This is a genomic window from Variovorax brevis, assembly GCF_030317105.1.
In the GTDB taxonomy this organism is placed as follows: domain Bacteria; phylum Pseudomonadota; class Gammaproteobacteria; order Burkholderiales; family Burkholderiaceae_C; genus Variovorax; species Variovorax brevis.
The window spans coordinates 1-25,754 of sequence record NZ_JASZYG010000008.1; the positions used below are offsets into that span (position 1 = coordinate 1).

At 65.1% G+C, this 25,754-nt stretch carries 23 protein-coding genes; 17 read left to right on the top strand and 6 right to left on the bottom strand.

Features of this window, described 5'->3' with window-relative positions:
- Positions 1–103: 103 nt before the first annotated feature.
- Genes xylA through QTI66_RS23905 form a run of 4 tightly spaced genes read right to left on the bottom strand, consistent with a single transcriptional unit; the run spans position 104 to position 5,185 of the window.
- Complete coding sequence (gene xylA, locus QTI66_RS23890) at positions 104–1,420, bottom strand: xylose isomerase (protein WP_286562498.1); 1,317 nt, start codon at positions 1,418–1,420, stop codon at positions 104–106.
- 19 nt (positions 1,421–1,439) lie between these two features.
- Positions 1,440–2,915 (bottom strand): xylulokinase, encoded by a 1,476-nt coding sequence (xylB, locus tag QTI66_RS23895; RefSeq protein WP_286562499.1) that lies wholly within the window; start codon positions 2,913–2,915, stop codon positions 1,440–1,442.
- Between the two features lie 7 nt (positions 2,916–2,922).
- Complete coding sequence (locus QTI66_RS23900; RefSeq protein ID WP_286562500.1) at positions 2,923–4,110, bottom strand: Gfo/Idh/MocA family protein; 1,188 nt, start codon at positions 4,108–4,110, stop codon at positions 2,923–2,925.
- Between the two features lie 19 nt (positions 4,111–4,129).
- Complete coding sequence (locus tag QTI66_RS23905; RefSeq protein ID WP_286562501.1) at positions 4,130–5,185, bottom strand: sugar phosphate isomerase/epimerase family protein; 1,056 nt, start codon at positions 5,183–5,185, stop codon at positions 4,130–4,132.
- A 219-nt stretch (positions 5,186–5,404) separates the two neighbouring features.
- Here QTI66_RS23905 and QTI66_RS23910 point away from each other — a divergent pair, with 219 nt between their 5' ends.
- The 15 genes from QTI66_RS23910 (at position 5,405) to phaZ (ending at position 20,262) form a co-directional block, all read left to right on the top strand.
- Entirely contained in the window at positions 5,405–6,715 is a 1,311-nt protein-coding gene (locus QTI66_RS23910; RefSeq protein WP_286562502.1) for an ABC transporter substrate-binding protein, read from the top strand.
- Positions 6,716–6,861: 146 nt separating this feature from the next.
- Positions 6,862–7,770: a carbohydrate ABC transporter permease gene (locus QTI66_RS23915; RefSeq protein WP_286562503.1), complete on the top strand. Its 909-nt coding sequence runs from the start codon at positions 6,862–6,864 to the stop codon at positions 7,768–7,770.
- 1 nt (position 7,771) lies between these two features.
- Positions 7,772–8,731, top strand: a complete 960-nt coding sequence (locus QTI66_RS23920; RefSeq protein ID WP_286562504.1) for a carbohydrate ABC transporter permease — start codon at positions 7,772–7,774, stop codon at positions 8,729–8,731.
- Positions 8,728–8,955, top strand: a complete 228-nt coding sequence (locus QTI66_RS23925; RefSeq protein WP_286562506.1) for a hypothetical protein — start codon at positions 8,728–8,730, stop codon at positions 8,953–8,955. The genes QTI66_RS23920 and QTI66_RS23925 overlap by 4 nt, the downstream gene beginning before the upstream one ends.
- Entirely contained in the window at positions 8,955–10,070 is a 1,116-nt protein-coding gene (locus tag QTI66_RS23930) for an ABC transporter ATP-binding protein (RefSeq protein WP_286562508.1), read from the top strand. The genes QTI66_RS23925 and QTI66_RS23930 overlap by 1 nt, the downstream gene beginning before the upstream one ends.
- Before the next feature lie 5 nt (positions 10,071–10,075).
- Positions 10,076–11,167 carry an ABC transporter ATP-binding protein gene (locus QTI66_RS23935; RefSeq protein WP_286562509.1) on the top strand — a complete coding sequence of 364 codons (1,092 nt, stop codon included), beginning with the start codon at positions 10,076–10,078 and terminating at the stop codon, positions 11,165–11,167.
- A 47-nt stretch (positions 11,168–11,214) separates the two neighbouring features.
- Complete coding sequence (locus QTI66_RS23940; RefSeq protein WP_286562510.1) at positions 11,215–12,105, top strand: sugar phosphate isomerase/epimerase family protein; 891 nt, start codon at positions 11,215–11,217, stop codon at positions 12,103–12,105.
- 8 nt (positions 12,106–12,113) lie between these two features.
- On the top strand, positions 12,114–12,614 hold the full coding sequence (locus QTI66_RS23945) for a VOC family protein (protein ID WP_286562511.1): 501 nt from the start codon (positions 12,114–12,116) through the stop codon (positions 12,612–12,614).
- A gap of 22 nt (positions 12,615–12,636) precedes the next feature.
- Positions 12,637–13,803 carry a mandelate racemase/muconate lactonizing enzyme family protein gene (locus tag QTI66_RS23950; RefSeq protein ID WP_286562513.1) on the top strand — a complete coding sequence of 389 codons (1,167 nt, stop codon included), beginning with the start codon at positions 12,637–12,639 and terminating at the stop codon, positions 13,801–13,803.
- 4 nt (positions 13,804–13,807) lie between these two features.
- Positions 13,808–14,635, top strand: coding sequence for a FadR/GntR family transcriptional regulator (locus QTI66_RS23955; protein ID WP_286562514.1), 828 nt, complete (start codon positions 13,808–13,810; stop codon positions 14,633–14,635).
- Positions 14,636–14,648: 13 nt separating this feature from the next.
- Positions 14,649–15,632: an NAD(P)-dependent oxidoreductase gene (locus QTI66_RS23960; protein ID WP_286562515.1), complete on the top strand. Its 984-nt coding sequence runs from the start codon at positions 14,649–14,651 to the stop codon at positions 15,630–15,632.
- 113 nt (positions 15,633–15,745) lie between these two features.
- On the top strand, positions 15,746–16,630 hold the full coding sequence (locus QTI66_RS23965; protein WP_286562516.1) for a gamma-glutamyl-gamma-aminobutyrate hydrolase family protein: 885 nt from the start codon (positions 15,746–15,748) through the stop codon (positions 16,628–16,630).
- Between the two features lie 172 nt (positions 16,631–16,802).
- Positions 16,803–17,252 (top strand): MaoC family dehydratase, encoded by a 450-nt coding sequence (locus QTI66_RS23970; protein ID WP_286562517.1) that lies wholly within the window; start codon positions 16,803–16,805, stop codon positions 17,250–17,252.
- Positions 17,249–19,309, top strand: a complete 2,061-nt coding sequence (locus tag QTI66_RS23975) for an alpha/beta fold hydrolase (protein WP_286562518.1) — start codon at positions 17,249–17,251, stop codon at positions 19,307–19,309. Before QTI66_RS23970 ends, QTI66_RS23975 begins: the two co-directional genes overlap by 4 nt.
- 80 nt (positions 19,310–19,389) lie before the next feature.
- The gene (phaZ, locus tag QTI66_RS23980; protein WP_286562519.1) at positions 19,390–20,262 is read left to right on the top strand and encodes a poly(3-hydroxyalkanoate) depolymerase; all 873 of its coding nucleotides are present in this window, start codon (positions 19,390–19,392) and stop codon (positions 20,260–20,262) included.
- 96 nt (positions 20,263–20,358) lie between these two features.
- Here phaZ and QTI66_RS23985 read toward each other — a convergent pair whose 3' ends face one another.
- Positions 20,359–21,339, bottom strand: coding sequence for a threo-3-hydroxy-L-aspartate ammonia-lyase (locus QTI66_RS23985; RefSeq protein ID WP_286562520.1), 981 nt, complete (start codon positions 21,337–21,339; stop codon positions 20,359–20,361).
- 4 nt (positions 21,340–21,343) lie between these two features.
- Complete coding sequence (locus QTI66_RS23990) at positions 21,344–24,289, bottom strand: DNA topoisomerase III (RefSeq protein ID WP_286562521.1); 2,946 nt, start codon at positions 24,287–24,289, stop codon at positions 21,344–21,346.
- An 81-nt stretch (positions 24,290–24,370) separates the two neighbouring features.
- Here QTI66_RS23990 and QTI66_RS23995 point away from each other — a divergent pair, with 81 nt between their 5' ends.
- The gene (locus QTI66_RS23995; protein ID WP_286562522.1) at positions 24,371–24,922 is read left to right on the top strand and encodes an SET domain-containing protein; all 552 of its coding nucleotides are present in this window, start codon (positions 24,371–24,373) and stop codon (positions 24,920–24,922) included.
- Positions 24,923–24,929: 7 nt separating this feature from the next.
- Positions 24,930–25,754, top strand: coding sequence for a biotin--[acetyl-CoA-carboxylase] ligase (locus QTI66_RS24000; protein ID WP_286562523.1), 825 nt, complete (start codon positions 24,930–24,932; stop codon positions 25,752–25,754).

Sequence of the window (25,754 nt, forward strand, 5' to 3'; positions counted from 1 at the left end):
GTTGCGAGGCTCGGTCGTACGAGCAGTACGACGCTTCGCCTCGCGCCTACCATCAGGCCCTTTCTCTCGCAAACGCGACCCCGAAGCGTATTTCAACAGCCTGCTAGCCGCCGTTGAAGCGGTTGAACCAGTTCTCCAGCCGCTCCTGCTGACCTGAGCGCGGCGGCTCATCGACATTGCGCGCCAGCGCGTGCGCCGCGGCGTCGGCCAGGCTGCCGGCCAGCAGCTTCGTTCCGGTGCCTTCGCGCCAGCCGGCATAGCGATCGGCCAGGAAGCGCGCGTGACCACCGTCGTTGATCATCTGCTCGGCGGCGAGCAATGCCCGCGCGCACAGGTCCATGGCGCCGACATGGCCGTGGAACATGTCTTCGGGGTCGATGGAGGGGCGCCTCACCTTGGCGTCGAAGTTCAGGCCGCCGGTGGCGAAGCCGCCGCCGCGCAGGATGGTGTACATCGCGAGCGCCATCTCGCTGAGATTGTTCGGAAACTGGTCGGTGTCCCAGCCGCACTGCATGTCGCCGCGATTCATGTCGATGGAGCCGAAGATGCCCAGCGCCTGCGCCGTTGCGATCTCGTGCTCGAAGCTGTGGCCGGCAAGCGTGGCGTGGTTGGCCTCGATGTTGACCTTGATCTCCTTTTCGAGCCCGTTCTTTTGCAGGAAGCCGAACACCGTGGCGACGTCGAAGTCGTATTGGTGCTTGGTGGGTTCGCGCGGCTTGGGCTCGATGAGGATGGTGCCCTTGAAGCCGATCTTGTGCTTGTGCTCCACCACCATCTGCATGAAGCGGCCCAGTTGCGAGAGTTCCTGCTGCATGTCGGTGTTGAGCAGGGTTTCGTAGCCTTCGCGGCCGCCCCACAGCACGTAGTTCTCGCCGCCCAGGCGCTTGGTGGCTTCCATCGCCTCCTTCACCTGCAGGGCGGCGAGCGCGAACACTTCGGGGTTCGGATTGGTGGCCGCACCGGCAATGAAGCGCCGGTGGCTGAACAGGTTGGCCGTGCCCCACAGCAGCTTGACGCCCGCCTCGGATTGCTTCTTTTCAAGCACGTCGACCATGCGCTTGAACAGTTCCACCGAATCCTTGGGTGTCGCCCCTTCGGGCGCCACGTCGCGGTCGTGAAAGCAATAGAAGGGCGCGCCCAGGCGGCGGAAGAACTCGAAGGCGGCGTCGGCCTTGGCGAGTGCCGATTCCCACGGGTCGGAAATCTGGTGCCACGGACGCTTGAAGCTGCCGTCGTAGCCGAACACGTCGAAGCCGTTCCACGCGAAGCTGTGCCAGTAGCACACGGCAAAGCGCAACTGGTCTTCCATGCGCTTGCCCAGCACCATGCGGTTGGCGTCATAGTGATGAAAGGCCAGCGGGTTGTTGGAAGCCGCGCCTTCGAAGCGGATGGGCTCGACGGTGTCGAAGATGGTGGACATGAAGTGACCTCGGATGAAATCAGGGGTTCGTCGGCGGCTGCATTTCGGCGCGCAGGGCCTCGTACAAGCGCTGGAAGCGGGCGTGGCGTTCGGCAAAGGCGGAGCTTCGCGACGCGTCGGGATGGAAGCTGTCGGTCACCGGTGGCGGCGTGCACACCGATGCAACGGATTCGTTCGTGCGCGCGAGTCGAGCCAAGCGCGCCGCACCCAGGGCTGCGCCCACTTCGGCGCCGCTGCGCCGGTCCAGCGCGCGGCCCAGCACGTCGGCCAGCAGTTGGGCCCATGGGGCGCTGCGCGATCCTCCGCCCACGAGCGTGACGCTGTCGATGCGCGCGCCGCCGTCGATCAGCGCCTGTTGGCCATCGAGAAACGCAAAGGCCACGCCTTCCAGAACGGAGCGCGCCAGATGGCCGCGGCCATGGTCGTGCGTGAGGCCGAAGAAGGTGCCGCTCGCGTAGGGGTTGTTGTGCGGCGTGCGCTCGCCGGAGAGATAGGGCAGGAAGATGGGCAGCGATGCGTTTGGCGGCAGTGCCTCGGCTTCAGCCACCAGTTGCGCCTCGCTGTCCGCATGCGTCGCGGTGCGCAGCCAGCGAAGGCAGCTTGCGGCGGCGAGCATCACCGTCATCTGGTGCCAAGTGCCGGGAAAGGCGTGGCAGAAGGCGTGCACCGCCCGCGACGGGTTGGGCGAGAACGCCTCGTTGGCGACGAAGTACACGCCCGAGGTGCCGAGCGACAAGAAGGCGGTGCCCGGTGATGCGACGCCGATGCCGGCCGCGCTCGCCGCGTTGTCGCCGGCGCCGCCTGCCACGATCACGCCCGGCGACAAGCCGAGGCGCGCGGCTACATCCGCGCGCACGGTGCCGCTGGATTCGCTACCCTCGACCAGTCGCGGCATGTGCGACGCGTTCAGGTGCGTGGCCGCCAGCATCGCATCGGACCAGCGGCGCGCGGCCACGTCGAGCCACAGCGTGCCGGCCGAATCGGACATGTCCGAGACGGCTTCGCCCGTGAGTTGCAGGCGCACATGGTCCTTGGGCAGCAGCACCAGCGCGGTCTGGCGAAAGATGTCGGGCTCGTGCTTCTCGACCCACATCAACTTGGGCGCGGTGAAGCCCGGCATCGCGATGTTGCCGGTGATGCGGCGGCTGTCCGGTTCGCGTTGCTCGAGTTCGGCGCACTCGGCGTGGCTGCGGCCGTCGTTCCAGAGGATGGCGGGCCGCAGCACGCGGTGCTGAGCGTCGAGCAGGGTCGCGCCGTGCATCTGGCCCGACAAGCCAATGCCGCGCACCGCGCCATATTCCTTGGGATGTGCCGCGCGCAGCTTGCCCAGCGCAGTCTCGGTCGCGCGCCACCAGTCCTGCGGGTCCTGCTCCGACCACAAAGGGTGCGGCCGCGAAATGTCGATGGCGCAATGCGCCTGGCCCACGACGCTCTGCGCGTCGTCGACGAGCACCACCTTGACTTCGGAGGTGCCGAGATCGATTCCCAGATCCATTCCGTCCCTAAAGTTGCAAGCGGGCGTCCACCCAACGGCCGTCCGCACGGCTCGATTCGACCACGGCTTCGATGAATTTCATACCGCGTGCGCCGTCTTCCACCGTCGGCACCGAGCAGGCTTTCGGGTCCGGCGCGCGCGATTCCCAGCGTGCGTGCAATTGCTCGGCGACATCGCGGTAGAGCTGTGCAAAGCCTTCCAGATAGCCCTCGGGATGCCCGGCAGGGATGCGCGTGGCATGGCCGGCCGCCGCGCCTGCGGCCGCGCCACCGCGCGTGATGAGCCTCGGCGCCTGACCCAGCGGCGTGAACCACAGGTGGTTCGGCTGCTCCTGGCGGAATTCCAGGCCGGCTTTGGTGCCGTAGACGCGCACCCGCAACCCGTTCTCGTTGCCCGGTGCCACCTGGCTGGACCACACCATGCCGCGCGCACCGTTCGTGTAGCGCATCAGCACGTGGGCGTTGTCGTCCAGGCGGCGGCATTCGACGAAGGTCGTGAGGTCGGCGCTGACGGCTTGCAGCTCAAGGCCCGAGATGAACCGTCCCAGATGTTCCGCATGCGTGCCAATGTCGCCCAGCGAACCGCCCGCCCCCGCCTGCGCCGGATCGACACGCCACGACGCCTGCTTTTGCCCGGTCGATTCGAGGTCGGTGCTGAGCCAATCCTGCGGGTACTCGGCGTGCACGAGGCGGATCTCACCCAGCTCGCCGGCCGCCACCATTTCGCGCGCCTGCCGAACCATCGGGTAGCCGCTGTAGTTGTGGGTCAACGCAAACAGACGCTTGCTTTCGCGCACGCGCTGCACGAGGTCGATCGCCTCGGCGAGCGTGGTGGTCACGGGCTTGTCGCAGATCACGTCGATGCCCGCATCCAGAAAAGCGCGGGCGATCGGCGCGTGCAGATGGTTGGGCGTGACGATCGACACCACGTCGATGCCGTCCTCTCGCGACGCCTCGGCCTTGGCCATTGCCGCAAAGTCGGCGTAGCTGCGTTCCGGCGCGATGTGCAGCTCGGCCGCACTCGCCGCGGCCCGCGCGGCGTCCGACGACAGTGCGCCGGCCACCAGTTCATAGGCGTCGTCCAGCCGCGCCGCGATGCGGTGCACGCCGCCAATGAAGGCGCCCTGCCCTCCCCCCACCATGCCCAGTCGAATGCGGCGTGGCGCTGCGCTTGTCTTGCTTCCTTCGATGGTCATGGGCGCGCCCCTTCGCGGTTCAGGCGACGCCCAGCATCTTCTTGTTCGCGGCAGTGTTCACGCCGCCCCCCGCGAAATCGTCGAAGGCGCGCTCGGCCACGCGGATGATGTGGTCGGCGATGAAGGTCGCGCCTTCGCGGGCGCCGTCTTCCGGATGCTTGATGCAGCACTCCCATTCCAGCACCGCCCAGCCGGGGAAGTCGTACTGCGCCATCTTCGAGAAGATCGCCGCGAAGTCGACCTGCCCGTCGCCCAGCGAACGGAAGCGCCCTGCCCGGTTGATCCACGACTGAAAGCCGCCGTACACGCCTTGCTTGCCGGTCGGGTTGAACTCCGCATCCTTCACGTGGAAGATCTTGATGCGCTCGTGGTAGTTGTCGATGTAGTCGAGGTAGTTGAGTTGCTGCAGCACGAAGTGGCTCGGGTCGTACAGCAGGCAGGCGCGTGGGTGATTGCCCACTCGCTCCAGGAACATCTCGTAGGTGACGCCGTCGTGCAGGTCTTCACCCGGATGGATCTCGTAGCAGACGTCGACGCCCGCGTTGTCAAAGGCATCGAGGATCGGCTTCCAGCGTTTGGCCAGTTCGTCGAAGGCTTCTTCGATCAGGCCGGCCGGGCGCGGCGGCCATGAATAAAGGTAAGGCCACGCGAGCGCGCCTGAGAAGGTGGCGTGTGCCGTGAGTCCGAGGTTGGCGGAGGCTTGCGCGGCGAAGCGCATCTGCTCCACCGCCCACTTCTGCCGCGCCTCGGGGTTGTTGCGAACCTCGGGCGCTGCAAAGCCATCGAAGCCCGCGTCGTACGCCGGATGCACGGCCACCAGTTGGCCCTGCAAGTGCGTCGAGAGTTCGGTGATCTGCAAGCCATGCTTTGAAAGTGTGCCCTTCACTTCGTCGCAGTAGGTCTTGCTTTCGGCGGCCTTCTTCAGGTCGAACAGGCGGCCGTCCCAGCTCGGCATCTGCACGCCCTTGTAGCCCAGGCCCGCGGCCCACGCGGCGATCGAATCGAGGGCGTTGAAGGGGGCCTGGTCGCCTGCGAACTGGGCCAGGAAGATGGCGGGGCCCTTGATGGTTTTCATGTGTTGTCTCCTGCGGTGAAAACGCGAGCGACCGTCGCGCGAAGCACGTGCGCGGTGCCCGAAATCCGGCGCGATGATGCGACCCAAAAAATTCAATGTCAACATCTGGTCTGACCAGTTGACACTCGTTTCTCAAGCTCCTATTCTGCGCTGGTCTGACCAGATGCAGGTCGGCACCACAAGCGGGAAACCGCACTACAACGGAGACAGGAGACACGCATGTTGAAGACTTTCTCGAAGGTCATGGCAGCGGCTGCGCTGCTGACGTTTGCGCAACTGGGTCAGGCGCAGCAGAAGCTCACGATCTTGTGGGCGGAGTGGGACCCGGCCAACTACTTGCAGGAGTTGGTGAAGGACTACGAAAAGCAATCAGGGGTGAAGGTGGTCGTCGAAACCACGCCATGGCCGGACTTCCAGAACAAGGCCTTCAAGGAGTTCACCGCCAAGGGCTCGGCCTACGACATGGTGGTGGGTGACTCGCAATGGTTGGGTGCCGGATCTACCGGCGGCCACTACGTCGACCTGACCGACTTCTTCAAGAAGAACAAGGTGGGCGACCTGATGGCACCCGCCACAGTGGCGGGCTACGCCGAGTACCCGGGCAAGAGTGGCAAATATTGGGCCATTCCGCTCGAAGGCGATGCCAACGGCTTTGCCTACCGCAAGGACTGGTTCGAAGACCCGAAGGAAATGGCCGCCTTCAAGGCCAAGTACGGCTATGACCTGGCGGTGCCCAAGACCTGGAAGGAACTGGGCGACATCGCCGAGTTCTTCCACCGCCCGAAAGAAAAGCGCTACGGCCTGACCATCTACACCGACAACGCATATGACGCGCTGGTGATGGGCGTTGAGAACGTGACCTTCGGCTACGGCGCCGACCTGGGAGACTTCTCCACCTACAAGGTGCAGGGCATGATCAATTCCAAGGAAGCGATCGAAGCGCTGAAGTTCTACAAGAAGCTCTACGGCTACACGCCGCCGGACTGGGGCAAGACCTTCTTCCAGGAAGCCAACCAGGCGATGACCGAAGGCCTCGTGTCGATGAGCATGAACTTCTTCGCCTTCTTCCCGGCGCTGGCCAACCCGGCGACCAACAAGTACTCGAAGGTGACGGGCTTCTTCCCGATGCCCAAGGGCCCGAGCGGCAAGCAGTTCGCGGCGCTGGGCGGCCAGGGCATCTCGGTGGTGTCGTACTCCAAGAACAAGGACGCCTCGATGAAGTTCCTCGAGTGGTTCATCAAGGACGACACGCAGAAGAAGTGGGCTGCGCTGGGCGGCTACACCTGCAGCACCGCGATCCTGAAGTCGGATGAGTTCCGCAAGGCGACGCCCTACAACGAAGCCTTCTACCAGTCGATGTTCATGGTGAAGGACTTCTGGGCGGTGCCTGAGTATGCGGAACTGCTGACCGCTGCGAACAAGCGCTGGCACCCGTTCATCGTCGGCGGCAAGGGCACGGCCGAGGAAGCGGCGAACGGTCTGGCCAAGGACTGGGAAGCCACCTTCAAGAAATACGGCCGCACGAAGTAGCAGGTTCTCTTCCTCTCTCTCCCTCCGGGAGAGGGTCGGGGTGAGGGCACCGGGCGGTTGAACAGGCTGCAAGTCATCCACCGCCCATGCCCCTCACCCCCGCCCTCTCCCCCGAGGGGCGAGGGAGCCAATACCGGAATCCCGACATGAGCACCATCATTTCACCCGCACTCAAGCGTGCCGGGCCGGCAGCGCCACGCCGCGGCCTGAGCGATCTGGCGATACGCAACCTGTTCATCATCCCGACGATCGCCTTCCTGATCATCTTCAACATCTTTCCACTGCTCTATTCGCTGGGCTATTCCTTCACCGACTACCGCGCGTCGATGAACGACCCGGTGAACTTCGTCGGGTTGCAGAACTACCGCGAGTTGCTCGCCGATGAATACGTGTGGGCCAACTTCACGCTCACCGCCAAGTACGTCGTGATGTCGGTGACTGGCCAGGTGCTGGTGGGCTTCGGTGCAGCCCTGCTCCTCAACCGCGCAATCCCGGCCAAGGGCCTGCTCACCACGCTGCTGATGCTGCCGATGATGATGTGCATGGCCGTGGTGGGCCTCTTCTGGCAACTGCTCTACAACCCGTCGTGGGGCATCATCAACTACGTGTTCTTCACCGACGGAAAGGTGTGGCTGTCGGACCCGGACACCGCGCTGATGGCGATCGCGATTACCGACATCTGGATGTGGTCGCCATTCGTGATGCTGCTGTCGCTGGCAGGGCTCTCGGCCATTCCGCCATCGCTCTATGAAGCGGCCGCCATCGACCGTGCCTCGCGCTGGTTCGTGTTCAGGCGCATCACGCTGCCGCTGGTGGCGCCGCTGCTGCTCATCGCCATCATCTTCCGCACGATGGAAGCTTTCAAGACCTTCGACATCGCCTACGTGATGACCAGCATGGACGAGACCGAGCTGGTGGCGATCAAGCTCTACAAGATGGCGTTCCAGGAATGGCAGACGGGGCGATCGTGCGCGTTGGCGTACATCGTGTTGCTCGCGGTCCTGGCCATCACCAACGTGTACGTGAAGTACCTCAACCGTTTGAAAGAACGCTGAGATGGCCATCGTCCAATCCCGCGCATCCCGCTGGTGGAACCGCGGCGCCATCGTGCTGGCGCTGGCGCTGCTGGTGCTGATGATGATCCCGCTCTACTGGATCGGCTCAACCGCGTTCAAGGCGCGTGCCGACGCGACGACCGTGCCGCCCACGGTGATCTTCGAGCCCGAACTCACGCCCTTCATCAAGCTCTTCACATCGCGCGTGCAGCAGCGTGGCGCCATGGACCAGGCGGCTTACGACAAGGCGCCCTGGTGGGAGAAGCGCGTGATGGAAGGCGGCGACCGTTTCCTGCGCGACGACAAGGGCAACGTCGAATCGTCGGGCTACATCTCGCGCTTCATCAACAGCATCATCGTCGCGGTGATCAGCACCTTCCTCGCGGTGGCGCTGGGGACGGTGACGGCCTACGGCTTCTCGCGCTTCAAGATGCCGGGCGAGGATGACTGGCTCTTCTTCATCCTCTCGACACGCATGCTGCCGCCGGTGGTGGTGGCGATTCCGATGTTCCTGATGTACCGCGCGGTTGGGCTGGTCGACACGCACATCGGGCTCATCATTCTTTACACCGCCTTCAACCTCTCCTTCTCGGTGTGGCTCATGAAAGGCTTCATCGACGAGATCCCGAAGGAGTACGAAGAGGCTGCGCTGGTCGACGGCTACACGCGCATGGAGGCCTTCTTCAAAATCGTGCTGCCACAGGCAACCACCGGCATCGCGGCGACGGCCGTGTTCTGCTTCATCACTGCCTGGAACGAATACGCCTTCGCGCTGATGATGACCAACAAGAACGCGCAGACGGCGCCGCCCTACATCCCCTCGCAGCTCGGCTCGGGCATGACCGACTGGACCGTGATCGCGGCGGGCAGCCTGCTGTTCCTGATTCCGGTGGCGCTCTTCACCTTCTTCCTGCGCGCGCACTTGCTGCGCGGCGTCACCTTCGGCGCCATCCGCCGATGAACCCGATGTTCTTCAAGCAACACGCCCGCCGACTCGAATTCGCCAGCATGGTTCTGATGGTGCTGGGCATCGTCGCGCTATGCCAGCCGTGGAGCGAGTTCTTCCACAGCTACAGCGTCCTGATGATCATCCTGGGCCTCATCGCATTCAACGTGTTCTCGCGCATCAAGTCGCCGGACGAGCCCGCAGCCGATCGCGTGATCCCCCGGGGAGGCGCGCACTGATGGCGGACATCGAAGTCATCGACGCCGAAAAGCGCTTCGGCAGCAACCACGTCATCCGCAAGCTCAACCTGCACATCAAGCACGGCGAATTCGTGGTGCTGCTCGGGCCGTCGGGATGCGGCAAGACGACGACGCTGCGTGCGCTGGCCGGCCTTGAAACCATCGACTCCGGCGAGATACGCATCGGCGGAAGGCGCGTCGACCACCTGCCGCCGCAGCAGCGCGACACGGCCTTCGTTTTTCAGCTTTATTCGCTCTACCCGCACCTGACGGTCTTCGACAACATCGCCTTTCCGCTGCGTGCGGCCAACGTGCCCGAGGCGAATGTGAAGGAGCAGGTGAATGCCGCGGCGAAGGTCCTGCGCATCGAACACCTGCTGAAGAAGCGGCCGTCCGCGCTGGCTGGTGGCGACATGCAGCGCGTGACCATCGGTCGCGCCCTCGTTCGCCGTCCCGAGGCCATGCTGATGGACGAACCCATCGGCGCGCTCGACGCCAAGTTGCGCGAAGAGATGCGCGCCGAGCTGCGCCGCCTTCACATCGAGAACGATTCGACCACCGTGTACGTCACGCACGACCAGGTCGAAGCGATGTCCATGGCCGACAAGATCGGCATCATGAACGACGGCGTGCTGCAGCAGTACGACACACCGACGCGTGTGTACGACCATCCGGCCAACCTCTTCGTTGCGCAGTTCGTCGGCAGTCCCATCATGAACGTGGTGGACTGCACCGTGGCCTCCGCCGCAACCGGCACCTCCATGTGTCTCGCGGGCATGAAGACGCCCTTCATGCTGGGCCCACGCGCCAACGCCACGCTTCAAAGCAACGGCGAGCGCGGGGAAATCGCGCTGGGCATCCGGCCCGAAGCCATCTCGGTATCGAAAGCGCCCATCCCGGGTGCCGTCACTGCGCACGTGCACCTCATCGAGCCGATGGGTGCCTACGACATCGTCGACATCGCGATGGGCGCAAGCGCCGGCGCGACCTTGCGCGCACGTACCGCCAGCCAGTTCGTGCGCGTGCAGGGTGAGCCGATCTACGTCGCGCTCGACGACGCCCGCACGCATCTGTTCGACAAGCGCAGCGGTCTCTTGCTGCAAGCAGGAAGCTGAGCGCCATGGCACAGATATCCCTTCGTGGCGTCGACAAGCGTTATGGCGCGGTGCACGCCCTCAACGACCTCACGCTGGACATCCGCGACCGCGAGTTCTTCGTGCTGCTCGGCCCCACCGGTGCCGGCAAGAGCACGACGCTGCGCTGCATCGCGGGGCTGGAGCAGCCTGAATCGGGCGACATCGAGATTGCCGGCGAACGCATCAACGACTGGAGCGCGGCGCAGCGCGACGTGGCGCTGGTGTTCCAGCAGTACTCGCTCTACCCGAACTACACGGTGCGCGAGAACCTGGCCTTTCCGCTCAAGTCGAAGCTGCGCAACTTCAGCGCGCAGCAGATCGAGGAGCGCGTGAACAAGGCGGCCAGCACGGTGCGCATCACGCATCTCCTCGACCGGCGCACCGATCGCCTGTCCGGTGGCGAAATGCAGCGCGTGTCGATCGGCCGCGCCATCGTGCGCGAGCCGCGTGTGTTCCTGATGGACGAGCCGCTGTCCAATCTCGACGCCAAGCTGCGCGAGTTGCTGCGCGCGGAACTCAAGGGCTTGCAGCAGCGCCTGGGCACGACGCTGGTGTTCGTCACGCACGACCAGGTCGAGGCAATGACGATGGGCGACCGCATCGGCGTTGTGCATGAAGGCCGGCTCATCCAGGTCGGCACGCCCTACGAGATCTACAACACGCCGAAGAACACCTTCGTGGCCTCCTTCGTCGGCACGCCGGCGATCAACCTGCTGGACCTGACCATCGACCTGTCCAACAGCGAAGCGCAAGGCGACGCCATCATCTTCAAGCTCGACGATGGAACGCGCAACAGGCTGGCCGCGCTCGCGCTGCCCGAGGGCGGCACGGTGCGTGTCGGCGCGCGGCCCGAGGACGTGCGGCTGGTGTCGTCCGGCGGCATTCCCGGCGTGCTGTATGGCGCGGAGAACCATGGCGTGGAGATCATCGCCATCATCCAATGCGGCCCGCACATGCTGCGCGCCACCATCCCTGCCGATTCGCGCGTCGCCGTCAACGACCCCGTGCAGTTCGCCTTCGCACAAGACAAGCTGCACTACTTCCATCCCGACACCGGCGAGAGCCTTCGCGCCTGAGTCGACTCCCTTCAACCGCACTTCAACCCCACCCAAGGAGACACCGAATGCTGCAAACGATCGCCACCCACAACTGGATGCGCCCCGAGACCATCAAGCGCACCATCGAGCGCATGAAGCAGACGGGCGTGGACGCCATCGAGATCTCGGGCGAGCCCGACCAGTTCGACACCAGGGAAGTGCGCGCGCTGCTCAAGGAAAACGGCAAGACCTGCTGGGGCTCGGTGACGCTCACGCTCGGCGACCGCAACCTCGCGTCGAAGGATCAGGCCCAACGCGAGAAGACGGTCGACTACATGAAGCGCGTCGTCACCTTCGCCAAGGAATTGGACGGCCAGATCATCACGCTCGTGCCCGCCACGGTCGGCAAGGTCGTCGCCGACGGCACGCCCGACGAAGAATGGAAATGGCTCGTGGAAGGCATCAAGGAGGTCTACGCGCATTCGGAAAAGGCCGGCATCCGCATCGCCGTCGAACCGCTCAACCGCTTCGAAACCTACCTCATCAACCGCGGCGACCAGGCGCTGGCGCTGGCCGATGCGGTCGGCCCGAACTGTGGCGTGTGCCTCGATCTCTTCCACATGAACATCGAAGAGAACGACATCCACGAAGCCTTCCGCAAGGCCAAGGGCCGCATCTACGACATCCACATCGCCGACAACAACCGCTTCGCGCCGGGCATGGGCACGCTGGACTTCAAGGCGATTGTCGAAACCATCAAGTCGGTCGGCTACACGGGCGCGCTCACGCTGGAATTTGTTGCGACCATCGACCGCACGCCCGCCAGCCCCTACGGCGCGCAGGTGGAAACGAACCCGGTGGACGTCACGCCCGAACAGATGAAGTTCATCATCGACCACGGCTCCAACCTCTTGGCGGACAAGTTCTATACGGACCTGTACCACCAGTCGGTGAAGGTCCTGCGCCCATTGATGTAGGCATCGCCATGCTGTTCGGCAAACTCTTCCACACGGCCATCAAGACCGCGAACCTCGATGCCACGGTGCGCTTCTATACCGAGGTGCTCGGCATGATCGTGGCCGACCGTCCGCCCATCGGCTTTCCGGGCGCGTGGCTCAAGCCCGCGCAGCCGGGCGCCGACGCGATCATCCATCTCTACGCGGGCGATGCGGCCAAGGAGGCGGACGGCTCGGTGCAGACCGGCACCAACGCCATCGACCACGTGTCGGTCGTGTGCCAGGGTTACAGCGACTTCAAGGCGCGCTTCGAGAAATTCGGCCTCGCCTACCGCGAGAACCTCGTGCCCGCCACGCCGCTGTGGCAACTGTTCATCTACGACCCGAACGGCGTGCAACTGGAACTCACCTTCCACTCGGCCGCGGAGCCCGAAGCCGTGCCGGTCATCCCCGACGAACGCCGCTACAACGCACGCGAGCGCTGGTTCCAGCCAGCGCTGTATCGCCAGTTCGAATCCACGACGGCCTGACGCATCGAACGAAAGCATCGCGATGAAAATCACCCGCGTCGAGGCCGTCTGGCTGCAGGTTCCCATTCCCGAGGACCGGCAGCACGTGAGCGACTTCGGCCGAGCGACCACCTTCGACACGGCCCTGGTCCGGATCGATACCGACGCGGGCATCAGCGGCGTGGGCGAGGCCAAGGTGTCGGCCGGCAGTCCGGGGGACTACCACGGCGTGGTGGCCATCATCAATCACGAGTTCGGCCCCTCTCTGATCGGCGAAGACCCGCGCAACATCTCGCGCATCTGGGAGCAGCTCTACAACGGCACGCGCGGGCACTACGCCCTCGCCCGCGGCCATGTGTTTCCCGCGATGAGCCGGCGTGGCGCGTCGATCTCGGCCATCTCGGGCATCGACATCGCGCTGTGGGACATCCTGGGCAAGTCACTCAACGCGCCGGTGTGGCAACTGTTGGGTGGCCGCAAGGCCGATCGCATGCCGGCCTATGCCTCGGGCGGCTGGGCCAATGCGCAGGACATCGGCGCGCAGCTCAACAGCTACATCGCGCAAGGCCAGTTCGGCGCGGTGAAGATGCGCATCGGCGTGTTCGACGGCTCGCCGGCGGCATCGGCCCGGCGCGTCATCGCCGCGCGCGAGGCCATCGGGCCGGACGTGGACCTCATGTGCGACGCGCACGGCACCTTCACCGTGTCGGAAGCCAAGCAGTTCTGCCACCTCGTGCGCGACTGCAACCTGGCGTGGTTCGAAGAGCCCGTCACCGCCGACGACAAGCGCGGCTTGGCGGAGGTGCGCGCCGGCACGCACATTCCCATTGCAACGGGCGAGAGCGATTGCACGCGCTTCGACTTCCGCGACATCATCGACCTGCGCGCCGCCGACGTGCTGCAGCCGGACCTGGCGATCTGCGGCGGCATCACCGAGGCCATGCGCATCTCGGCGCTGGTGAGCGCCGCCAACCTGCGGCTGGCGCCCCACCTGTGGGCCGGTGCGCCGGCCTTCGCGGCGGGCCTGCATGTGGCCGCCGCATCGCCCGCCACCCACATCCTCGAATACTCGCTCGGTGCCAATCCGATGATCCACGACCTGGTCGAAGAAGGCTTCCCGGTGGAAGGCGGTACGCTCGCGATTCCCGAGCGACCCGGACTCGGCATCGCCGTGCGGCGAGAGTTCGTCGAGACCTATCGGAAAGACTGAAGCCATGGAAGGCCTGGAGCAAACCGCGAAGTTGCTGGAGCTGATTCGCGAGCGCGGTTTCAAACCCGGCGACAAGCTTCCGTCGGAGCGCGACCTGGCCGCCCTCTTCGGCATGAGCCGCAGCGCCGTGCGCGAATCGCTCATTCGCCTGGACACGCTGCGCATCGTCGAAAGCCGCCCCAAGTCGGGCGTCTATCTGCAGCCCTACGGCGCCGAACGCAGCATCGAGGCGATGGTGCTTTTTGCGGAAACGAACACGCCGCTGACGGCTGCGGAAGTCGTGCAGTCGGTCGAGCTGCGCAGCGTGCTCGAGAGCGAGGCCTTGAAGCTCGCGTGCCTGCGCCGCACGCAGGAAGACCTGGACGCCATGCAGCAGATCCTGCGCGACAGCGAGGCCGCCATGGCCCGGGGCGAGACCCTGGCGGAGTACGACCCGCTGTTCCACAAGGCCATCGTCGCCGCGACCAAGAACGATGTGCTGCTGCGCTTCATCAACGTGTTCTACCGGATGTCGCGCAAGCGCCGCGAGCTGTACTTCCACGAGCAGGACCAGAGCAAGCGGTCGCATGCCCAACATCTACAGCTGTATGCTGCCATCAAGGCGCAGGACGGAGAGCGGGGGCAGCAGATCCTGCGGCGGCACCTGAAGGGCGTCGACACCTATTTCCGCATGTTCTTTTCGGAGGATGAGGAAGCCGCGCCGGGCAAGGCCGTGCCGAAGCTTGCCCATCGCGCCGTGGCCAAGACTGCGGCGAAGCGGGCCTCTTCTGTGAAGGCGTCCGCGCCACGCCCGGCCGCCACGCCGGCGTCCCGGCGCGGCGCCAAGGCCTGAAGAGCGCGCGGCGATGGCAGCCATCCTGCTGACGCAGTCCATCCATCCACAGGTGCAGGCGCGGCTGGCGCAGCTGGGCGAGCTGCGCATCGCGCCCGACACCTCGCCCGACAGCCTTCGCCGCAGCGCCGCCGGATGCGACGTCATCATCGTGCGCGCCCAGTTGCCTGAAGACATCTTCGATGCCGCCCCCAGCCTGGTGGGCGCCGTGCGGCACGGCGCGGGCGTCGACATGATCCCCATCGATGCGGCCAGCGCGCACGGCGTGCTCGTGGCGAACGTGCCGGGCGTCAACGCCAACGCGGTCGCCGAGCATGTCGTGCGCAGCATGATGCAGCTTGCGCGCAAGAGCAGCTTCATCGCCAACCGGTTGCGCGAGCGCACCGCGGGCTGGGCTTCGGCACGCGCCTTCTCCGACGAAGGCGTGGAGCTGGCGGGCCGAACGGTGGGCATCGTCGGCTTCGGCAACGTCGGCCGCGCCATAGCGCGCATCTGCGCAGCGGGGCTGGGCATGAAGGTGCTGACGCATACGCGCACGCCGATCGATGCCGGGGCAACCGCTGCCGAACGCGTGGCGCTTCCCGCACTGCTGGCCGCCAGCGACTTCGTGGTGCTGGCCTGTCCCCTCACGGCCGAAACGCGCAGCCTCATCGGGGCGGCGCAACTGGCCACGATGCGACCGGGGAGCTGGCTCATCAACGTCGCGCGCGGACCCGTCGTGCAGGACGCGGCCCTGATCGACGCGCTGCAAGCTGGCCATCTCGCCGGCGCAGCGCTCGATGTGTTCGACGCCGTTCCCCTGCGTGCCGATCACCCGTACTGGACCATGGAACAGGTGCTCCTTACCCCGCACATCGCTGGCATCACGAACGACAGCATGCTGGCGATGGGCCACGGCGCCGCGTTGGCCGCCGAGCACCTGCTGGCGGGCCGGGTGCCGCCCCACTGCATCAATCCCGAGGCCGTGCCGGCTTTTCATCGCAGGCGGGCGGCGTGAAATCCGGCGCAGTCGAAAGCCTGAAGCCCAAGCGCAATTCAACGCATCGCGCCACAATGTTCGCTTGAATGAACTCCAGGGGCGCGCGGAGGAACGCGGCGTCCCTTACCCGGATGTCACAAACCGTTGCAAGCCGACTCAAGATTGGTCTCTCGGCCTGCTTCCAGCACGCTGATCCCAGTCGATCGCTGTTCACCAACAAGACGCTGCAGTACGTCGAGCAATCCATCGCGCATTGGCTCATGTCGGCCGGTGCCATGGTGGTGATGGTGCCCTGCCCCACGGGCGAGACCGCGCGCGGCGACACCAAGCTCTCGCACTATGCCGAGTGGCTCGATGGCGTGGTGATGCACGGCGGCGCCGACGTGTGGCCCGGCAGCTATGGCGAGATGCCGCTGCGCGAAGCATGGGTGGGCGACCGCATCCGCGACCTGTACGACCTGGCGCTGGTCGAAGCCTTCGAGCAGGCCGACAAGCCAATCTTCGGCGTGTGCCGCGGGCTGCAGCTCATCAACGTCGCCTTTGGCGGCACGCTGTACCAGGACATCGCCACGCAGCACCCCTATGCACTGCAGCATCGCGATCCGGTGAGCTACGACCAGAACTTCCACGACATCGAACTCGTGCCCGGCACGCGGCTGTCGAAGATGTATCCGGGTCTTGCACACGTGCGCGTCAACAGCATTCACCACCAGGGGATCAAGCACCTCGCGCCGGGCTTCGAGGTCGAGGCGTGGAGCTATCCGGACCACGTGCCCGAAGCCATCCGGCGCGTGGGCGGAAAGGGCGGGCGCGGCTACATCGCGGCCACGCAATGGCACCCGGAATTCCATCGCGAAGGCAGCCCCGTCAACACGGTCGATGACACCGCCATCCTCAACGACTTCCTGGGTGCTTGTTCGGCCGCGCGTGCGCACAAGAACACCTCGCACCACACCCCCGGAAAGATCCGCGACCGCGCAGGGCGTTTGCTGACGCAGGCCTTGTTGCGTCGCTGACGCGACAAGAAGCGGGCAGGAATGCCGCCGCCCTAGGGGTTTGCCTCAGGGTCGTGCCGGTGCATGATAGATACCCTGAAAAAAGCGTTGTCGGGGGCAGTCTTGGGCGTTCGGTCCGCTGCATACCGCGCGCACTTAGTGAGGAGGCTGCAAATTGAACTCAGAGTTTTCCATGGCAACCCTGGATTCCTTCGTCGGAAAGGAACTGGGGGTTTCGGAGTGGGTCCTGGTGGACCAGCAGCGCATCAATGAGTTTGCGCACTGCACCGGCGACAAGCAATGGATCCACGTCGACGTGGAGCGCGCCAACAAGGAAAGCCCATTCGGCGCACCCGTGGCGCATGGCTTCCTGACCCTGTCGCTGCTGGCGCCCATGGGCATGGAGATTGGCCTCGTGCCCAAGGACTCCATCGCCTCCTTCAACTACGGACTCAACAAGGTGCGCTTCCTCGCGCCGGTCAAGGTCAATTCGCGCCTTCGCGCCCGCGTCAGCGTGACTGCGGTCGTTGACCAGGGCGGCGGACGAAAGCTCGTCACGCTGACGAACACCATGGAGATCGAAGGCGCCGACAAGCCTGCGCTCATTGCCGAGACTCTGGCCGTTCTGGTGGGGGCTCCATGAGCGAAACAGCCACAGCCACAAAGAAGAAGCCAGCAGCGCCTTCCAAGCGCGCACGCGCTGCTTCAGCAAAGGCGGCACCTGCGGAGAAGACAACCGCGAAAAAGGCGCCTGCGAAGAAGGCGTCTGCCAGCGTGCCGGCGGTTGCGCAGGCAAAGCCGGCCAGCAAGGTGGCAAAAAAGGCCGTAAAGGCGGCGGCGCCCGCGAAGGCTGTCAAAACCACCAAGGCGACCGCGGTGCCCGGGAAGAAAGGCGTCGCGGCCAAGTCGGCCAAGGCCGTTGCAAAGCCAGCACCCAAGCCCGCGCCCAAGGCCGCATCCAGGCCCACCGCCGAGAAGCCGGCGGCAGCGCCCGCGCCAACTGCCAAGGGCGTCGACACCGCCGCCATGGTCAATCGCCTCGCGGACGACGCCGCAAGCAACACCCTGGCCCTCAACCCCATGGTGGGCGTTCGCGTCGAGGATCTTGGCGAAGCCGTGCAAGCGCTCATCGGCGCTGTGACCAAGCAGCCGGCCAAGGCCATGTCGGCTTGGGGCAAGTATGTGGTCGAGGTCACCAAGGTGCTGGCGGGCAAGTCCAGCATCGAGACCGATCCGAAGGACAAGCGTTTTACCGATCCGGCGTGGCGCGAGAGCAAGCTGCACAAGGGCCTGCTCCAGACGCACACGGCAACGGCGACCGAGTTGCGCCGCTTCATCGATGCATCCGGACTGAACGATCGCGACAAGGCGCGGGTGCATCTGGTGGCGTCGATCTACATCGACACCATTGCGCCGAGCAACGCGCTCATCAACCCCATGGCGATCAAGCGTGCCCGCGAAACCGGCGGCAAGAGCCTGGTCAAGGGTTTCAAGAACCTGATCCACGACATGCGCCACAACGGTGGTCTCCCGTCGTCGGTCGACAAGTCAAAGTTCGAGATCGGGCGCAACCTGTGCCTGAGTCCAGGCAGTGTGGTCTTCAAGAACGAAGTGCTGGAACTCATCCAGTACAAGCCGCAAACCGACAAGGTCTACAAGCGGCCCCTGGTGATCTGCCCGCCGCAGGTCAACAAGTTCTACGCGCTCGACCTGTCGCCCGAAAAGAGCCTGGTCAAGTTCGCGACGGAGCAAGGCGTCCAGATCTTTGCGGTGAGCTGGCGCAACCCGACCGGCAAGCAAAGCGACTGGGACATGTCTACCTATGTCGAGGCGCTGGATGCCGCCGTGGACGCCGCGCGCGAGATCACGGGAAGCGACGACGTCTCGCTATGGGGCGCCTGCTCCGGTGGGATGACCGCTGCGTCGTACGTCGGCTGGCTCGCGGCCACTGACCAGAAGAAAGTCGTCAACGTGATCAGCCCGGTGTGCACGCTGGATCCGGAAAACGTCCGGGACACGAGCATGGGCCTGTTCATGACGCCCGAAAGCGTGGCCGCCATCAAGGCCACAGTGAAGCGCAAGGGCTTTGTCGATGGCGCCGAGATGGCACGCGTGTTTGCGTGGCTGCGGCCCAACGACCTGATCTGGAACTACTGGGTCAACAACTACCTGCTCGGCTCCGATCCGCCGGCCTTCGACATCCTTTACTGGAACGCCGACACCACGCGCCTGCCAGCGGCCTTCCACGCCAACATCCTGGACATCATGTCGGAGAGCCCCTTTGTGCATCCGAACAAGATGAAAGTGCTGGGCAAGCCCATCGACATGCGCAAGGCCAAGGTCGATGCGTACATCGTGGCCGGCATCACCGACCACATCACGCCGTGGAAGGCCTGCTATCCCACGGCGCGAATCTATGGCGAGAACAGCGTGTTCACGCTGGCCAACGCAGGGCACCTGCAAAGCCTGCTGAACCCGCCCAGCTCGGCCAAGTCTTTCTTTCTTTCAGGCAAAGCCACCAGCGCCAAGCCCGACGACTGGGCCACCGGCGCCCCGCGTCAGGACGGAAGCTGGTGGCCGCATTGGATCAAGTGGATGGATGAGCGCTCAGGCCCCGAGGTCGCGGCGCCCACCACTCTCGGCAACTCGAAACACAAGCCGGGCGCAGCCGCGCCCGGGGACTACATACACGAACCATGATGAGTACTGCCGTGCAACGCCTCGGGGCGTTTCTTCCCTGTTCAACTTCGCTCGCACGCTCCTTGCAGAAATCGGAAGCCATGACTGGCGCTCCGCAAGATCGCCTGAAGGACGTGCGCGTCGATCCCGGGACTGGATTGCACATCGGAACCGTCACGATCGACGGTCAATTGCTGCGCGTCGGGATCCATCCTGCGCCGGATGGGGCTGGCGCGCTGGCGCCCCTGCTGATGTTCAACGGCATTGGCGCCAACCTGGAGCTGGTGGGCCCCTTGCTCGGCCAGCTGGAAGGTCGCGGTGCAGTGATCTTCGACGTGCCCGGCGCGGGCCAGTCACCGCCGCCCAAGCGGCCCTATCGCCTGTTCTGGCTTGCGCGGCTGACCGCCAAGTTGCTCGATCTGCTCGGCTACAAGAAGGTCGACGTCATGGGCGTGTCCTGGGGTGGTGGCATGGCCCAGCAGTTCGCCATGCAATACCCCAAGCGGGTCCGGCGCCTGATCCTTGCTGCCACGGCGATGGGCGGCTTGACGATGGTGCCCGGCAAGCCCAGCGTGCTGATGAAGATGGCCAGCCCCGAGCGCTATCTGGACAAGGGCTACATGAAGCGCATCGCGCCGGACATCTACGGCGGCATGTTGCGGACCGACCCTGAAGCCATCAAGCTCTTCACCGACCATGCGCGCGGTGGCGACCCGGTCGGCTACCGCTACCAGCTCATGGCGATGATGGGCTGGACCAGCCTTCCGTGGCTCTGGCGCATCCGCCAGCCGACGCTGGTGATGGCGGGGAACGACGACCCGCTGGTGCCGCTCATCAACGCGCGCATGCACGCCTTGCTTCTGCCCAATGCGCGCTTGCACGTGGTGGAAGACGGCCATTTGTTCCTGTTGACCAAGGCGCGCGAAATCGCGCCGGTGATCGACGCCTTTCTGAACGAACCGACCAAGGGCTGAGGCGGCGGCGTGCGGAGCCCGAGGCTCCCGCACGCCAACGCGCTCGGCCCAAACTGCTCGGCACTCACGCGCTGACGCGCGCAGGCGCTCACGCGCTCAGGCGTCGGGCGCTTGGCCGATCAGGGCGCAGAAGCGCTCAAGATCGACATTGCCACCGCTCACCAGCACGCCGATGCGCTGCCCGGCGAGTTGCGTAGCCGCCAGCCTGCGCGCGGCCGCGAAGCCCAGGCAGCCGGTCGGCTCGACCAGCATCTTCATGCGTTCCGCAAAGAAGCGCATCGCATCCACCAGCTCCGCATCCGTGGCGGTGTAGATGTCATCCACCTCGCGGCGGATGATGGCGAACGTGTGCTCGCCCAGGTGCTGCGTCTGCGCGCCGTCGGCGATGGTGCGCGGCGTGTCGATGTGCACAATGTGGCCCGCGCGGAAAGACTGCTGGCCATCGTTGCCCGCTTCGGGCTCGACGCCATAGATCTTGCAGTTCGGTGCCAGCGTGCGCGCCGAGAGGGCCGAGCCCGACAGCAAGCCGCCGCCGCCAAGGCAGACGAACAGCGCGTCGAGCGGACCGGTTTCTTCCAGCAGCTCCTTCACCGCCGTGCCCTGCCCCGCAATGATGTGGGGATGGTCGTAGGGCGGGATCAGCGTCAGTCCGCGTTCTTCGGCCAAGCGACGGCCAATGGCTTCGCGGTCTTCGGTATAGCGGTCGAACATCACGACTTCGCCGCCATAGCCCCGCGTCGCGGCGACCTTCATGGCTGGCGCGTCCTGCGGCATCAGGATGGTGGCCGGAATGCCGAGCATGCGCGCCGACAGGGCGATGGCCTGCGCGTGGTTGCCCGATGAAAACGCCACCACGCCCGCTCGCCGCTGCCTTTCATCGAAGCACGACAGCGCGTTGAAAGCACCCCGGAACTTGAAGGCGCCCATGCGCTGGAAGTTCTCGCACTTGAAGAAGAACTGCGCGCCGCCCGTGGCTTCGTCGATCGTGCGCGAGCGCAGCACCGGCGTGTGGTGCGCGTGGCCGGCGATGCGAGCCGCCGCAGCCGCGACGTCGTCGTAGGTAGGCGTGGCGAGCATGGCGTCAGCTCAGGTGCTTGCCGACGATGCCGGCGAGTTCGAACATGGTGACCTGGTCCTTGCCGAACACGGGCTTGAGCTTGGCGTCGGCGTTGATCGCGCGCTTGTTGGCGGCGTCCTGCAAGCCGTTGGCCTTGATGTAGTCCCACAGCTTCTTGATGACCTCGGTGCGCGCAACCGCCTCGGCGCCGATGACGGCGGCCAGCGCGTCACTCGGCTTCAATCCGGCAGCCGTCTTGCGTGGCGCCTTGGGCTCGGCCGCCTTCTTCGCTGCGGGCGCTTTCTTGGCGGCGGCCTTCTTCGCGGTCGCCGCTTTCTTCGCAGCCGGCGCGGCCGCTGTCTTGGCACCGAAGGTCTTGCGCGGCGGGAACTTGGAGGTGCGCGGCTCGAACTCGAAAGTCACCTTGCCCTCCTCCTTGTTCCACACCAGGAAAGCCTTGAACGCGCGGCGGGTTCGCATGGACACGAACTTGTCGAGCAGGTCGGTCTTGCCTTCGCCCAGCAGCTTTTGCAGCTGCTCGGGCGTCACCGGCTGTTGCAGGATGACCTTGCCGGTCTTGAAGTCGCAGCTTGGCGTGGGCTGTTCCGCGGTCGGCACCGACTTCTCGCAGACGTAGTTGGTGCCGAACTCGAACACGCGCGCCGCGCATTTCGGGCACGGGCCGAGCGAGGTCTGGCCGCTGAAGTCGACGATCTCGCCGGTCTCGGCCGGGTCCTTCTCGTCGCCGAAGTCGAACTCGAGCTTGTAGTTCTTCGTCTCCTCGTCGAACTTCAGGATGATCTCGGACACGAAGGGCCAGCCAGCCTTCGAGCGGAAACCTTCGAGCGGGCCGATGTGCTTGTCGCGCAAAAGCGCCTCGGCTTCCTGCACTTCGAAGGTGCGGCCTGCTGGTGATTTGCCGAAGGAGAAGCCGCAGGGCTCCTGCCCCGGTTTGCCGGTGCAGGTGTAGCGGCGATAGTTCTCTTTCACCACGCCGCCGCAGTTGGGGCATGGCGTCGCCAGCGTGGCGTAGTCGCCGGGGACGGTGTCGCGGTCGTATTCCTTCGCCTTCTTGACGATGTGCTCCGTCATCTTGGCGATCTCGCGCATGAAGGCGTCGCGGCTGAGCTTGCCGTGCTCCATCTGGGCGAGCTTGTATTCCCACTCGCCGGTGAGTTCGGCCTTGGACAGTTCCTCGACGCCCAGGCCGCGCAGCAGCGTCATGAGCTGGAAGGCCTTGGCCGTCGGGATGAGCTCGCGGCCTTCGCGATGCATGTATTTCTCGGCGATCAGGCCTTCGATGGTCGCCGCGCGCGTGGCTGGCGTTCCCAGGCCTTTTTCCTGCATGGCCTCACGCAGCTCGTCGTCGTCGATCATCTTGCCGGCGCCTTCCATGGCGCCCAGCAAGGTGGCTTCGGAGTAGCGTGCCGGCGGCCGGGTCTTGAGGCCCTTCACGTCGCAGGATTCCACGCCCACCATCTCGCCCGGCTTCACCGGCACGAGGTTCTTGCCGTCCTTTTCGTCGTCGTCGCTCACGGCTTCCTTGCCGTAGATGGCGAGCCATCCCGGCTTGACCAGCACCTTGCCGTCGGAGCGGAAGGCGTAGTCCTTGCCGGCCTGCGCGACGGTGCTGATGCGCGTCGTCACCTGGTATTCGGCACTGGGAAAGAACACCGACAGGAATCGGCGCACCACGAAGTCATAGAGCCGTTGCTCCGCTTCGGACAGGCCGCTGGGCGCCTGCAGCGTCGGGATGATCGCAAAGTGGTCGCTGACCTTGGCGTTGTCGAAGACGCGCTTGGTCGGCTTGACGTAGTTGCCGTCGATGGCCTGCTGTGCGAAGGGCGCGAGGTGGCGCATGCCGCTCGTGGCCAGCATGCCCATCGTCTGCTTGACGACCGGCAGGTAGTCTTCGGGCAAGGCACGCGAATCGGTACGCGGATAGGTCAGCGCCTTGTGGCGTTCATACAGGCTTTGCGCAAGCGCCAGGGTCGTCTTGGCCGAGTAGCCGAAGCGGCTGTTGGCTTCGCGCTGCAACGAGGTCAGGTCGAAAAGCAGGGGCGAGGCCTGCGTCGTGGGCTTGCTCTCCTCGGTGACCGAGGCGGTCTTGCCGCGGGCGGCCTGTGCAATGTCCAGCGCGTCGCGTTCATTCCAGACGCGATCGGCGCGCTGCTCGGCGTCGGGCTCGCCGCTGGGGAGCAAAGGCGCGTTGGCCTTCTTCCAGGCGGGATCGAACCACTTGCCCGGGTACTGGCCGGCTTCGGCCTGGAAGACGGCGTGGATTTCCCAGTAATCGCGGCTCACGAACTTGCGGATCTGCTCTTCGCGCTCGACCACGACGGAGAGCGTCGGCGTCTGCACGCGCCCGACGGTCGTCAGGAAGAAGCCGCCATCGCGCGAGTTGAAGGCCGTCATGGCGCGCGTGCCGTTGATGCCCACCAGCCAGTCGGCTTCGGAACGCGAACGCGCTGCGTCGGCCAGGCCCTGCATCTGCTTTTCGCTGCGCAGCGTGGAGAAGCCATCGCGAATGGCCTGCGGCGTCATCGACTGGAGCCACAGGCGCTGCACGGGCTTGCCCAGCGGCTTGGCGCCACCGGCGTATTGCTCGATCAGGCGAAAGATCAGTTCGCCCTCTCGCCCCGCGTCGCAGGCGTTCACCAGTGCCGATACGTCCTTGCGCTTGGCCTGCTTGACGACCGCGTTCAGGCGTGTCTTGGTCTTGTCCACGGGCTTCAGGTCGAAGTGCGGCGGGATCACCGGCAGGTTGGCAAAGCTCCATTTGCCGCGCTTGACGTCGTATTCCTCCGGCGCCTGGATCTCCACCAGATGGCCGACCGCGCTGGTCACGACGTACGTCTCGTTCTCGAAATGTTCGTCGTGCTTGTCGAATTTACCGGCCACGGGCGTGAGCGCGCGAACGATGTCCTGGGCCACCGACGGCTTTTCTGCAATCACCAATGTCTTCGTCATCACGGGTCTCTCTACAATCTGGCGCTTCTCGCGTGCGCACGCACGCGCATGTGTGCTTATTTAAATTAACAGACTTCGGCGATGCCTTCCAAAATCCCTTCGTCCACCGGTCGCCGCATCCAGACGCGCCGCTCTGGAATCCACGGTAACGGCGTGTTCGCCCTGAGCGACTTCGCAGAAGGCGAAACCGTCGTTGAATACAAGGGCGAGGTCATCAGCTGGGAAGAGGCCCTGCGCCGCCATCCGCACGATCCGTCGCAGCCGAACCATACCTTTTACTTTCACATCGATGATGAAAACGTCATCGACGGCAAGATCCACGGCAATTCGGCCAAGTGGATCAACCACTCCTGCGACCCGAATTGCGAAGCCGATGAGGTAGACGGCCGGGTGTTCATCAAGGCCCTGCGCAACATTGCGGCGGGTGAAGAGCTGAACTACGACTACGGCCTCATCATCGACGAAGAGTACACGCCCTCGCTCCTGGCCGAGTTTCCATGCTGGTGCGGCGCCGAAAACTGCCGCGGCACGCTGCTCGCGCCCAAGGAGGACGAGGACACTGGCAAGAAAAAGAAAAAGAAGAAGAAAGCCAAGAAGAAGAGCAAGGCCAAGAAGGCAAAGAAAAAGGATTGAGCGCCGTATGTCGACCGACCCCTGGCCCGTTGAAGCGCTGCGCGGACAGCTGGACGCCCTGCTTCCGGGTTGTGGCGTGGAAGTGGTCGACGAAATCGATTCCACCAACACGGAGCTGATGCGCCGCGCTCGAACCGGCGCCGGTGAACCCGTGCTGCTCGTGGCCAGGCGCCAAACGGCGGGGCGCGGGCGCATGGGGCGAACCTGGGAGAGCGGCGCTGATGTCGAACGCCCTTCCTCCCTCACCTTTTCGCTCGGCGTGCCGCTGGCGCCGCGCGACTGGTCCGGCTTGTCGCTGGCGGTGGGCGTGGCCGTTGCGCAGGCACTGGATGCAAACGGCCAGATCGGCCTGGCCCTCAAGTGGCCCAATGACCTGTGGGTGCATGACCGCAAGCTCGGCGGCATCCTCATCGAGACAGCGATTCCGCAATCTGACGCGACGCAATCGGCCGGGGCCGATCCGGCTTCGCGCTATGCCGTGATTGGCGTCGGACTCAACCTGGGTCCGCGCGATGCCCAAGGCATGAGCACCCCGCCGGCATGGCTGCGCGAATGGCAGCCGGAGGCCAGCCCGCAGGGCGTTCTCGATCAGGTCGCCGCGCCGCTATTGAGCGCGGTGCTCGAATTTGCCGACCACGGCTTCGCACGCTTTGCCGAGCGCTTCATCGCACGCGATGCCTTGCGCGGGCGCGACGTGCAGCTGAGCGACGGCACCCTTGGCCGATGCGAAGGCGTGGGCTGGGGCGGCGAGTTGCTCGTGCATACTGAAGACGGCATGAAAACCATCAGCAGTTCAGAGGTCAGCGTACGTCCCCGTCGCGAGGCGACTTGA

Excerpts from the sequence above, each read along its gene's own strand:
- xylA (WP_286562498.1), bottom strand. The coding sequence starts at position 1,420 with ATGTCCACCATCTTCGACACCGTCGAGCCCATCCGCTTCGAAGGCGCG.
- xylB (WP_286562499.1), bottom strand. The coding sequence starts at position 2,915 with ATGGATCTGGGAATCGATCTCGGCACCTCCGAAGTCAAGGTGGTGCTC.
- QTI66_RS23900 (WP_286562500.1), bottom strand. The coding sequence starts at position 4,110 with ATGACCATCGAAGGAAGCAAGACAAGCGCAGCGCCACGCCGCATTCGA.
- QTI66_RS23905 (WP_286562501.1), bottom strand. The coding sequence starts at position 5,185 with ATGAAAACCATCAAGGGCCCCGCCATCTTCCTGGCCCAGTTCGCAGGC.
- QTI66_RS23910 (WP_286562502.1), top strand. The coding sequence starts at position 5,405 with ATGTTGAAGACTTTCTCGAAGGTCATGGCAGCGGCTGCGCTGCTGACG.
- QTI66_RS23915 (WP_286562503.1), top strand. The coding sequence starts at position 6,862 with ATGAGCACCATCATTTCACCCGCACTCAAGCGTGCCGGGCCGGCAGCG.
- QTI66_RS23920 (WP_286562504.1), top strand. The coding sequence starts at position 7,772 with ATGGCCATCGTCCAATCCCGCGCATCCCGCTGGTGGAACCGCGGCGCC.
- QTI66_RS23925 (WP_286562506.1), top strand. The coding sequence starts at position 8,728 with ATGAACCCGATGTTCTTCAAGCAACACGCCCGCCGACTCGAATTCGCC.
- QTI66_RS23930 (WP_286562508.1), top strand. The coding sequence starts at position 8,955 with ATGGCGGACATCGAAGTCATCGACGCCGAAAAGCGCTTCGGCAGCAAC.
- QTI66_RS23935 (WP_286562509.1), top strand. The coding sequence starts at position 10,076 with ATGGCACAGATATCCCTTCGTGGCGTCGACAAGCGTTATGGCGCGGTG.
- QTI66_RS23940 (WP_286562510.1), top strand. The coding sequence starts at position 11,215 with ATGCTGCAAACGATCGCCACCCACAACTGGATGCGCCCCGAGACCATC.
- QTI66_RS23945 (WP_286562511.1), top strand. The coding sequence starts at position 12,114 with ATGCTGTTCGGCAAACTCTTCCACACGGCCATCAAGACCGCGAACCTC.
- QTI66_RS23950 (WP_286562513.1), top strand. The coding sequence starts at position 12,637 with ATGAAAATCACCCGCGTCGAGGCCGTCTGGCTGCAGGTTCCCATTCCC.
- QTI66_RS23955 (WP_286562514.1), top strand. The coding sequence starts at position 13,808 with ATGGAAGGCCTGGAGCAAACCGCGAAGTTGCTGGAGCTGATTCGCGAG.
- QTI66_RS23960 (WP_286562515.1), top strand. The coding sequence starts at position 14,649 with ATGGCAGCCATCCTGCTGACGCAGTCCATCCATCCACAGGTGCAGGCG.
- QTI66_RS23965 (WP_286562516.1), top strand. The coding sequence starts at position 15,746 with ATGTCACAAACCGTTGCAAGCCGACTCAAGATTGGTCTCTCGGCCTGC.
- QTI66_RS23970 (WP_286562517.1), top strand. The coding sequence starts at position 16,803 with ATGGCAACCCTGGATTCCTTCGTCGGAAAGGAACTGGGGGTTTCGGAG.
- QTI66_RS23975 (WP_286562518.1), top strand. The coding sequence starts at position 17,249 with ATGAGCGAAACAGCCACAGCCACAAAGAAGAAGCCAGCAGCGCCTTCC.
- phaZ (WP_286562519.1), top strand. The coding sequence starts at position 19,390 with ATGACTGGCGCTCCGCAAGATCGCCTGAAGGACGTGCGCGTCGATCCC.
- QTI66_RS23985 (WP_286562520.1), bottom strand. The coding sequence starts at position 21,339 with ATGCTCGCCACGCCTACCTACGACGACGTCGCGGCTGCGGCGGCTCGC.
- QTI66_RS23990 (WP_286562521.1), bottom strand. The coding sequence starts at position 24,289 with ATGACGAAGACATTGGTGATTGCAGAAAAGCCGTCGGTGGCCCAGGAC.
- QTI66_RS23995 (WP_286562522.1), top strand. The coding sequence starts at position 24,371 with ATGCCTTCCAAAATCCCTTCGTCCACCGGTCGCCGCATCCAGACGCGC.
- QTI66_RS24000 (WP_286562523.1), top strand. The coding sequence starts at position 24,930 with ATGTCGACCGACCCCTGGCCCGTTGAAGCGCTGCGCGGACAGCTGGAC.